We start from the raw sequence: 9368 nt of genomic DNA, 5'->3' as shown, positions 1-9368 counted from the left end.
AAGGCGGTATCCCGCCAGATTTCAGATGCTCTGGTAACTTGTTGCCGAGTAGTTCACTTTTGGCAGCAGTTTCCATAATGGAGCCGGGGCGCAGGAACGGATCATGATTGTCTTACGCCGGGTATCGAAAGCCTGAATCTGATCTACTGTCTGCCTTGCATCTGCGAGAAGTTTACGGGCATATTCTACAGTAAACCGACCAGTGTCGTTTAACTCAATCCTGTTTTTACCGCGGGAAAATAATGATACACCAAAACTTTCTTCCAGATGCTGCATGGAACGTGTGATAGATGGTGTTGAGATATGGAATTTCTCTGCAACACGGGACAGCGTTCCGAGCTCTGCGAAAGCCACAAATTGTTCCAGTTCGTACAGATCCAGCATAGTCGTTCTCCTGATTTACATTTCATTTTATGAAAAGCAGATTGCGATATAAATAGTGTACATTTTCGGGAAGAAACTGTAAAGTAGAAATTGAAAAAGGATTTACCGTAATTAGAAATTATATAGTTACAGCAAGCAAAATGAACAATCACATTTCAGAAAATTGGAGGTAAAGATCATGGAATATGTTACTCTGAACAACGGAATCAAAATGCCGAAACTTGGATATGGTGTTTATCAGACACCGCCGGAAGATACAAAACGCTGCGTACTGGATGCAATCGAGGTAGGATACCGCAGCATCGACACCGCACAGGCGAAGAAGGTGTAGGAGCAGCACTCAGTGAATGCGGTCTGCCAAGAGAAGAGTTTTTCCTGACAACCAAGGTATGGATCACAAATGCCGGTTATGAGAAAGCAAGAGCTTCTATCGAAGAATCCATGAAAAAACTGCAGACAGAATATCTGGATCTTTTGCTGATTCATCAGCCATTTGGTGATTACTACGGAACCTATCGTGCAATGGAGGAATTTTACAAAGAAGGCAAGATCCGTGCGATCGGTATATCCAACTTCGGGCCGGACCGTTACCTTGATATCCAGCATTTTGCAGAAATAAAACCGGCTGTAAACCAGATCGAAACACATGTATTCCAGCAGCAGAAAGTTGCAAAAGAATATCTGAAAAAATACGGCTGCCAGATTGAATCCTGGGGACCGTTTGCAGAAGGCCGCAAGGATATGTTTACTAATCCGGTTCTTACAGAAATCGGTGCGAAATACGGAAAGACTGCCGCGCAGACAGCTCTGCGTTTCCTGCTCCAGAGCGATGTGGTCATTATTCCGAAATCTGTTCATAAGGACAGAATGCAGCAGAATTTTGACCTCTTTGATTTCAGCCTGACAGCAGAAGAGATGGCTGCTATTGAGAAACTGGATGGAGGAGAAAGCCTGTTCTTCTCACATTATGATCCAAAAACAGTAGAGTGGTTTATGTCTATTCTGTAAGATTTATAAGAGAAATTTTTTTGGTGAAAGGGGACGAAAACGATGGAAAAGCGTAGATTAAGAAATATTGAAGTATCTCCGAAATATCCAAATGTAGTCCCGATCCCTGGATCCAAGAACCAGGGAAGAATCCTCGAAAACCTCGGTTCCTGAAACGTAGAGCTGTCCGATGCAGAATTCCAGGCACTGGAAACAGCCCTTGATAAAATCCCTGTCCATGGACACAGAGGATTCTCCGAACAGCAGGGAAACAGCATGGCGAATTGGGGTAAGAAATAAATCCATTTATTCATAAAATTCAGTTCTTCTAAGTTGAGTATAAGGCTGCACTGCTCTTATGGCAGATGCGGCTTTAAGCTCGATATCAACATATAAAATCTGTTCTTTATCATCTGCTTTTGCAAGTACATTTCCATTCGCATCAACAACGATCGATTCACCGGAAAAATCCATATCTCCCTCTGCACCGACACGATTGCACATGGCAATGATGGTACTGTTCTGAAATGCCTGTGCACGAAGCTCCCATTCGAACATTTCTGAAGGTTCTGCTTTGGTATTTACGGTCGGAATCAAGATCAGATCTGCACCCTTTAAAGCTTCGGTTCGGATGCTTTCCGGATAGTGGCGGTCGAAGCAGACGACAATTCCTAGTTTTCCAAATTCTGTTTCAAAAACTTTGAATCCGACATCTGTATTAATGCTAGTCGCATGAGCTTGTCCTCCTTCATTTAATTCCAAGAAACTCCTTAATATACGGCAGTGCCGCGCCAATCGTGATATTGTGCTTCGGCATCTTGCTGATATGCAGGAAATCCTGGCTTTCCGGGAATGGAGTCATGCGCCGGATCTCTTCATGGATGTAGGAGAGATCTTTCTCCTGGAGGTAAGGAGCAAGATAGCCGCCGAGAATAAAATCTTTATCATAGATCAGATGCAGTAGATTGATGGATCTTGCCAGATGAGAGAGATACTGGTGCCAGCGATTTACGGCATTGGTCTGTCCATCATGGACTTTTTCAAAAAAAGTATCCAGCGTTTCTGTGTCATCAAGAAGGGCAGACAGGGAACAGAGAGTTTCCATACACCCCTTTTTGCCACAGTAACATAATCTGCCTTCCGGCTGCATCTGAATATGCTCGATCGTAGAACTGTGACCATGTTTGCCGGTGACAAGTTCTCTTCCGGCGATCAGGGAAGCACCGAGATGCTTGCTCAGCGACAGATAAAAGGCATCCTGCAGTTCCGGAGAAACCCAGAGTTCTGAGATGGCGGCACTGTCAGCATCATGGAGAAAGGTGCACGGATAAGGCAGGTAACGGGTAAAGGCTGTGATGGAAAGGCCGGTACATTCGAGGATTTTTCCATAAATCACAGACTGTCCGTCAGGAGAAACAAGTCCCTGCATGGCGAATCCAATCCCAAGGATCTGTTCATCAGAAATTCCGATCCTATCCTTAAATTCCAGAATTTCCCGGCAGACTTTCTGGAAATAAGGGTCTTCATCACGATAGGTGATTCCATAAACATATCGTTCTATTTTAGTTCCATACAGATCTACTGCGATCATCTTGATTTCTTCACTTAAAATCTCAACACCGATTCCCACACGAAAATCAGGGACTACACTGTAAGCACTTGCCTTGCGTCCAACATATTCTGTATCGATCTGTCCGGATTTGACGATCAGTCCATCTTCTTCAAGAGATGACAGGTTGGTGGTCACAGTTGGACGGCTCAGATGAAGGTCGTAGGAAATATCCTGCTGAGAAACTTTTTTCTTTTTATAAATGTACTGATAGATCAGAGTGCGGTTAGTTTCTTTGATCTGATTTGGTGTGATACTTTTGCGCATTTTCATAACCTCGCTTATTTTGTTAAAATATTTTACAAAATATTTTGATAAAAATATTATAACAGTTCAAAAACGCGTTGTCCATTAGAGAGAATGCATAATTCTGATGATTTTTTCTTGGACAGTATTCCGGATTGACGAAACAGAAGTCCTGGATTAATATGTAATTGTAATTTGATAAATGATTTTACAAAATAAATTAAAATAAAAGGAGAGGTAATTATGGGAATTATCGAAAAAATGAGACTGGATGGAAAGAAAGGCTTTGTAACAGGAGCGGCAAGAGGAATCGGCAAATGCACTGCAACCGCTTTTGCAGAAGCAGGAGCAGATGTAGCGATCGTAGATCTTGACTTTGAAGAGGCACAGAAAACTGCTAAAGAACTTGCAGAAAAAACAGGAAGAAAAGTTATAGCGATCAAGACAGACTGCACCAGCCCGGAGCAGGTAGATGCAATGGTCGCACAGGTCGCAGAAGAACTCGGTGGAATTGATTTCTGTCACAACAATGCAGGGATCTGCATCAATGCTCCGGCAGAAGAAATGACATATGAGCAGTGGTACAAAGTGATCAACATTAACCTGAACGGAATTTTCCTGACAGACATTGCAGCAGGAAAATACATGCTTGCACATGGCGGCGGATCTATCATCAATACAGCTTCCATGTCAGCCCACATTGTAAATGTACCGCAGCCACAGTGTGCGTACAATGCATCCAAAGCCGGAGTTATCCAGCTTACCAAATCCCTGGCAATTGAGTGGGCAAAACGTGGTGTGCGTGTAAATTGCATCAGCCCGGGATATATCGGAACAGAACTGACCTTGAATTCCCCAACTCTGATTCCGCTGATCGAGAAATGGAATGAGATGGCACCGCTTGGAAGAATGGGAAAACCGGAAGAACTGGAATCCATCTGTGTATATCTGGCAGGAGATACCAGCACATTTACAACAGGTTCAGATTTCGTTATTGATGGTGCATTCACCTGTTTCTAAGAATAAATGAATGACAGAGGAGAGGAAAATTAAATGGATGCAAAAGCACTGATAGAAAGCGGAAAAACAGCACTGGGCATTGAACTTGGCTCGACCAGGATCAAAGGAGTTCTGATCGATCTGAAAGGCAGGGTTCTGGCAGTTGGAATCCATGACTGGGAAAATTCCTTTGTAGACAACATCTGGACATACAGTCTGGAGGATATCCATGCAGGAATCCGTAACTGTTACACTTCCCTTCGAAAAGAAGTGGAAAAAACATATGGTGTGACCTTAAAGACCACTGGCGCAATTGGTATCAGCGCCATGATGCATGGGTATATGGCACTGAATGCTGACGGTGAACAGATCGCACCATTCCAGACCTGGAGAAATACAAATACACAGGAGGCCGCTGATGAACTGACAGAGCTTTTTCAGTTTAATATTCCTCTCCGCTGGAGCGTGGCACATCTTTATCAGAGGATTCTGGATCAGGAAGCACATGTGAAAGAACTGGATTATGTTTCCACTCTGAGTGGATATATTCACTGGAAACTGACCGGAAACAGGGTAATCGGTATCGGAGATGCAGCAGGAATGTTTCCGGTGAACTCTGGTACGCACGATTACTGTGAAGATATGGTGCAGAAATTTGATACGCTTACAGAAAAATATCATTATAGCTGGAAACTGAGGGATATTTTTCCCAAGGTACTTGTAGCGGGTAAACAGGCAGGAATTCTGACAGAAGAAGGTGCAGCTTTCCTTGATGAAAGTGGAAATCTGGAAGCGGGAATTCCGTTATGTCCGCCGGAGGGAGATGCCGGCACTGGCATGACCGCGACAAATTCCGTGGCTCCACGGACAGGCAATGTATCAGCGGGAACAAGCACTTTTGCCATGATCGTTCTGGAAAAACAGCTCAGTAAAATTTACCGCGAGATTGATATGGTCACAACGCCGACAGGTTTTCCATGTGCGATGTCGCATGCCAACAACGGGACTTCTGACCTGAATGCCTGGGTTGGACTTTTTGAAGAGTTTGCACAGCTTATGGGATATCAGACAGATACAGGAGAACTGTTCAGTAAATTATATACAAATTCTCTGAATGGTGATCCGGACTGTGGCGGACTCCTGGCATATGGATATTACTCAGGAGAAAATGTGACGATGCTCAATGAAGGGCGTCTGGCATTCTTACGAACACCTGAGAGCAGATTTAATCTTGCGAATTTTATGAAAGTCCATCTTTATACCTCACTTGGAGCGGTAAAAATGGGACTCGATATCCTTCTGGAAGACGAGAAAGTAAAAGTTGACCGGATTATGGGACATGGAGGCTTTTTCAAAACACGAGGTGTTGGACAGAGATATCTGGCGGCGGCAGTCAATGCACCTGTCACAGTTATGGATACTGCAAGTGAGGGTGGTGCATGGGGAATTGCACTTCTGGCAGCGTATCTGATCGACCAGAAAGAGGATGAGAAGCTGGAAGATTATCTGGATAACAGGATTTTCTGCGAACTTTCAGGAGAAACAACAGAGCCGGATGCAGAGGATAAAAAAGGTTTTGATACATTTATGGAACGCTACAAAGCAGGACTGGAGATTGAGAAAAAAGCAATTGAGACGATGAACTGGTAAAGGTGAAGGTAAACTTATGGGAAAATGGGGAAAAAGAATTGGATATGGTATCGGGGATCTGGGATGCAATCTGGTGTTCAGCACCATGGCATCTTATCTGATGGTTTTTTATACAGATGTATTTGGGATTACTGCGGCAGCAGCCGGAACTATGATGCTGGTAACAAAATTTATTGATGCACTGACTGATACAGGAATGGGACTGATCGTAGACCGTACACATACAAAATGGGGGCAGGGACGTCCGTATTTCGTGCTGGGAGCGATTCCATTTGCAATATTTACATTTATGACCTTCTATATCCCCAATTTTGGAAACAGCGGTAAGCTGGTCTGGGCGTATGTGACGTACTGTCTCCTCTGTACAGCATACACAGTTGTAAATATCCCGTTGAATACGATTGTTCCGAGACTGACTTCGGATGTACATGAAAGAGATATCCTGGTTTCCACGAGAATGATCTGTGCGATGATCGGAACCGCGATCGTCATGACGATTACAGCACCAATGGTAAAATTTTTCGGTAAAGGAAATGAAGCCAGGGGCTATCTTGTAACTATGACCATTTATGGAATTGCAGCTATGCTGATTTTCTTCGTGACTTTTGCGAGCACAGAAGAAGTCGTACCGCCAACTGTCAGCAATGAAAAAACAACTTTACTGGAAAGTCTGAAAGGGCTCACCGGACAGGCATGGATTCTTTTTCTCCTGAATCTGTTTTATTTTTCACTGTATGTAGTAAGAAACACAACTGTTTTGTATTATTTCAAATATAACCTTGGCAGAACAGAATGGCTGTCACTGGTTGGCATCCTTGGCATTTTATCCGGTCTTCCGATGCTTCTGGCGCTTCCGGCACTGGAAAAAAGATTCAGCAAGCGAAACCTGATGTTTGTAAGTGTGGCACTGTACATAGCGGGAGACCTGATGATCTTCCTTGGAAAAAATTCCGCAGTTTTTCTCCTTGCAGGACTGGTGATCACAGGACTTGGGATTTATGGAATCTTTGGCATTACTTTTGCCATGCAGCCAGACGTGATCGACTATTCAGAATACAAGAAAAATTCCAGCGTAGCGGGACTGATCGCTGCATTCCAGGGATTTTTTGTAAAAGGCGGCATGGGACTTACCAGTTTTGTGATCGGTGCTTTTCTTAAGAATGGCGGCTATGTAGCCAATGCAGTACAGACGGACAAAGCATTGTCCTACATTGAAGTCTGCTTTATCTGGATACCGGTTGTATTGTGTGTTATAATCGCTGTGCTGACCTGGTTTTATAAACTGGACAGCCTGAGAAGCGAAATGACAGAAGAACTGGAAAGTAGAAGGCGGAAGATAGCAAATGGAAATGAAAGGTGCGATTTTTGACATGGATGGTCTGCTGTTCGATACAGAGAACATCTATCAGGAAACATGGAATGAACTGGCAGCAGAGAATGGTGTGACTCTTGGGGCTGATTTTGTTGGCGATATCTGTGGAACCAGCGGTGCACATATGTGCAGGGTGATCGAGAAGCATTATGGAGTTGCCGATGGAAGCATCATTATGGAAGAGTGCATGAAGCGGGTGCGGCAGAAACTTAAGGTGTATGTGCCGAAGAAACCGGGTGCAGAGCGAATCGTAAAAGCTTTTCATGATAAGGGCATGCGCCTTGCAGTGGCAAGCAGCAGTTATCCGGAACAGATAGAAAGTAATCTGAAACTGGCAGGAATGAGAGAATATTTTGATGCAGTTGTCAGCGGCAAAGAGGTTGAACATGGCAAACCGGCACCGGATATTTTTCTCCTTGCAGCAGAGCGGATCGGCTGTACACCGGAAACCTGCTATGTCTTTGAAGACAGCGAAAACGGCATCCACGCCGGAAAAGCAGCAGGATGTACCGCGATCATGATCCCGGATGTTCTGGCACCGTCAGAGGAGATCAAAGAGATTGCTGATGGAATTTATGAAAGCCTGGAAGCGTTTACGGTGGAAGTGCTGGAAAAGGCGGAATAAATTATGAAGATCATGGGAATAGACATCGGCACGACAACAGTCAGTATCGTGCTGACAGATACAGAAACGGGGAAGCAGCTTGCAAGAGAGACGGTGGAACATAATTCTTTTCTGCAGAGCAGCAGGCCGGAGCAGAAGATACAGGATCCGGGGCAGATCTATGAGATCGTCAGAGAACTTCTCGCAAAGATGCAGGGAGAACATGGACTGCCGGATGGGATTGGATTTACGGGACAGATGCATGGGATGCTGTATGTGGATGCTTCTGGAATGGCAGCAAGTCCGCTGTATACATGGCAGGATGGAAGTGGCGAGATCCCGCTGGAAGACGGCAGGACTTGTGTGGAAATACTATCCCTGTTATCGGACTTGACATGGCGGCAAGCTGGGGATGCTTTGACCTGCAGAGACAGGAGTTTTTGTATGAGTCTCTGAAGCATGCGGGTGTAGACACTTCTTATCTGCCGGAAGTGAGAAAGGGACATTTTCTGATCGGAAAAACCAGAGATGGTGTACCGGTAATGGGATCGATCGGTGATAATCAGGCGAGCCTGTTTGGCTCTGTCCGGGATCTTGAGGATACCGTTCTTCTGAATGTGGGAACCGGAAGTCAGATTTCTTTTGTATCAGAAGAGTTTGTAGAATGCGGAGGCAGTGTAGAACTTCGTCCATGTACTGAAAGCAGCTATATTTTTGTGGGGGCTTCTTTGTGCGGCGGTCGTGCTTATGCGATGCTGGAACAGTTTTACCGAGAAGTCTCCGGAACAGATTCCGGGGCAAAGATGTATTCCCGGATGCAAGAACAGGCAGAAGATTTTCTTGAAAAATATGGAAAAGAAGCTGTATGGAAAGTAGACACGGCATTTTCCGGGACAAGAAGTGATCCGTCCCGCCGGGGAATGATAACAGGAATCGGCGTGTAGAATTTTCATTCAGGTGCACTGACGGCTGGTGTGATCTGCGGAATCCTTGATGAACTGCATGAGCAGTACGAGCAGATGTGCAAGCTTACCGGGAAAAAAACCACTCGCCTGGCCGGCTCCGGAAATGGAATCCGAAGAAATCCATTAATGAGAAAACTGGCAGAAGAAATGTTTGGAATGCCAATGTATGTTTCTGAATATGAAGAAGAGGCGGCGTGTGGAGCGGCACTCTGTGCGGGGAAAGTATTAACAAAATAACAGGCAATCTGGAATGTATTTTGTCCATGAGAATGAAGTGCACAGTAACTTCCAGGTAACTATGGTACAGGATTGTGCTTACTTTACAACTATAAATGAGTCAAAATCATCGCTTTCCTTTGCACATTGGAAAAGATATCGATACTTTTCCGACTGAACAATGCCAATTTTAGAAATTGATTTATTGTACATTACAAAAGCATAATTCAGGACGATGCCGTTGCAGGAAAGCATAACAGCAACTGCCTGATGTCCATAATCCTGTTTTTTCTTTAAATGAGACTGGTGAAAGTACGCATCTTCAATTGGATGTAA

At 44.4% G+C, this 9368-nt stretch carries 12 protein-coding genes and 1 pseudogene; 9 read left to right on the top strand and 4 right to left on the bottom strand.

Going from position 1 to position 9368, the window contains the following annotated elements:
* Nucleotides 1-21: 21 nt before the first annotated feature.
* Nucleotides 22-384 (bottom strand): LysR family transcriptional regulator, encoded by a 363-nt coding sequence (locus tag DWX28_RS17015; RefSeq protein WP_118254174.1) that lies wholly within the window; start codon nt 382-384, stop codon nt 22-24.
* A gap of 178 nt (nt 385-562) precedes the next feature.
* Between DWX28_RS17015 and DWX28_RS20095 the strand changes: the two genes are divergently transcribed.
* Complete coding sequence (locus DWX28_RS20095; protein ID WP_243002469.1) at nt 563-715, top strand: hypothetical protein; 153 nt, start codon at nt 563-565, stop codon at nt 713-715.
* Nucleotides 649-1392 carry an aldo/keto reductase gene (locus DWX28_RS17010; RefSeq protein ID WP_330417695.1) on the top strand — a complete coding sequence of 248 codons (744 nt, stop codon included), beginning with the start codon at nt 649-651 and terminating at the stop codon, nt 1390-1392. The genes DWX28_RS20095 and DWX28_RS17010 overlap by 67 nt, the downstream gene beginning before the upstream one ends.
* A 285-nt stretch (nt 1393-1677) precedes the next feature.
* Here DWX28_RS17010 and DWX28_RS17000 read toward each other — a convergent pair whose 3' ends face one another.
* Nucleotides 1678-2133 carry a carbon-nitrogen hydrolase family protein gene (locus DWX28_RS17000; protein WP_243002468.1) on the bottom strand — a complete coding sequence of 152 codons (456 nt, stop codon included), beginning with the start codon at nt 2131-2133 and terminating at the stop codon, nt 1678-1680.
* On the bottom strand, nt 2120-3247 hold the full coding sequence (locus DWX28_RS16995) for an ROK family transcriptional regulator (RefSeq protein WP_118254170.1): 1128 nt from the start codon (nt 3245-3247) through the stop codon (nt 2120-2122). The genes DWX28_RS17000 and DWX28_RS16995 overlap by 14 nt, the downstream gene beginning before the upstream one ends.
* A gap of 222 nt (nt 3248-3469) precedes the next feature.
* Between DWX28_RS16995 and DWX28_RS16990 the strand changes: the two genes are divergently transcribed.
* The 7 genes from DWX28_RS16990 to DWX28_RS16960 are packed head-to-tail and all read left to right on the top strand — an operon-like array spanning nt 3470 to nt 9053.
* The gene (locus DWX28_RS16990; protein ID WP_118254168.1) at nt 3470-4246 is read left to right on the top strand and encodes an SDR family oxidoreductase; all 777 of its coding nucleotides are present in this window, start codon (nt 3470-3472) and stop codon (nt 4244-4246) included.
* Between the two features lie 33 nt (nt 4247-4279).
* Nucleotides 4280-5875, top strand: a complete 1596-nt coding sequence (locus tag DWX28_RS16985; RefSeq protein WP_118254165.1) for a xylulokinase — start codon at nt 4280-4282, stop codon at nt 5873-5875.
* A gap of 16 nt (nt 5876-5891) precedes the next feature.
* A complete protein-coding gene (locus tag DWX28_RS16980; protein ID WP_118254162.1) occupies nt 5892-7244 on the top strand; it encodes an MFS transporter in 1353 nt (450 codons plus the stop codon).
* Nucleotides 7219-7872 carry an HAD family hydrolase gene (locus DWX28_RS16975; RefSeq protein ID WP_118254160.1) on the top strand — a complete coding sequence of 218 codons (654 nt, stop codon included), beginning with the start codon at nt 7219-7221 and terminating at the stop codon, nt 7870-7872. The genes DWX28_RS16980 and DWX28_RS16975 overlap by 26 nt, the downstream gene beginning before the upstream one ends.
* A 3-nt stretch (nt 7873-7875) precedes the next feature.
* The gene (locus DWX28_RS16970; RefSeq protein ID WP_118254157.1) at nt 7876-8307 is read left to right on the top strand and encodes an FGGY family carbohydrate kinase; all 432 of its coding nucleotides are present in this window, start codon (nt 7876-7878) and stop codon (nt 8305-8307) included.
* Nucleotides 8211-8795, top strand: coding sequence for a hypothetical protein (locus tag DWX28_RS16965; protein ID WP_158565336.1), 585 nt, complete (start codon nt 8211-8213; stop codon nt 8793-8795). Before DWX28_RS16970 ends, DWX28_RS16965 begins: the two co-directional genes overlap by 97 nt.
* A gap of 18 nt (nt 8796-8813) precedes the next feature.
* Nucleotides 8814-9053 (top strand): FGGY-family carbohydrate kinase, encoded by a 240-nt coding sequence (locus DWX28_RS16960; protein WP_118254153.1) that lies wholly within the window; start codon nt 8814-8816, stop codon nt 9051-9053.
* 78 nt (nt 9054-9131) lie between these two features.
* On the opposite strand, the pseudogene DWX28_RS20090 reads toward DWX28_RS16960, so the two are convergent.
* Nucleotides 9132-9368, bottom strand: a pseudogene (locus tag DWX28_RS20090) (hypothetical protein); the annotation flags it as partial.

Origin of the sequence: Blautia sp. AF19-10LB (genome assembly GCF_003461245.1) — a bacterium.
GTDB lineage: Bacteria > Bacillota > Clostridia > Lachnospirales > Lachnospiraceae > Blautia_A > Blautia_A intestinihominis.
This window is presented reverse-complemented; position numbering and strand designations above follow the sequence as displayed.

What these genes read in the sequence shown, in the direction of transcription:
- DWX28_RS16980 (WP_118254162.1), top strand. Translation starts at nt 5,892, where the DNA reads ATGGGAAAATGGGGAAAAAGAATTGGATATGGTATCGGGGATCTGGGA.
- DWX28_RS16975 (WP_118254160.1), top strand. Translation starts at nt 7,219, where the DNA reads ATGGAAATGAAAGGTGCGATTTTTGACATGGATGGTCTGCTGTTCGAT.
- DWX28_RS16995 (WP_118254170.1), bottom strand. Translation starts at nt 3,247, where the DNA reads ATGCGCAAAAGTATCACACCAAATCAGATCAAAGAAACTAACCGCACT.
- DWX28_RS16990 (WP_118254168.1), top strand. Translation starts at nt 3,470, where the DNA reads ATGGGAATTATCGAAAAAATGAGACTGGATGGAAAGAAAGGCTTTGTA.
- DWX28_RS16985 (WP_118254165.1), top strand. Translation starts at nt 4,280, where the DNA reads ATGGATGCAAAAGCACTGATAGAAAGCGGAAAAACAGCACTGGGCATT.
- DWX28_RS20095 (WP_243002469.1), top strand. Translation starts at nt 563, where the DNA reads ATGGAATATGTTACTCTGAACAACGGAATCAAAATGCCGAAACTTGGA.
- DWX28_RS17015 (WP_118254174.1), bottom strand. Translation starts at nt 384, where the DNA reads ATGCTGGATCTGTACGAACTGGAACAATTTGTGGCTTTCGCAGAGCTC.
- DWX28_RS16970 (WP_118254157.1), top strand. Translation starts at nt 7,876, where the DNA reads ATGAAGATCATGGGAATAGACATCGGCACGACAACAGTCAGTATCGTG.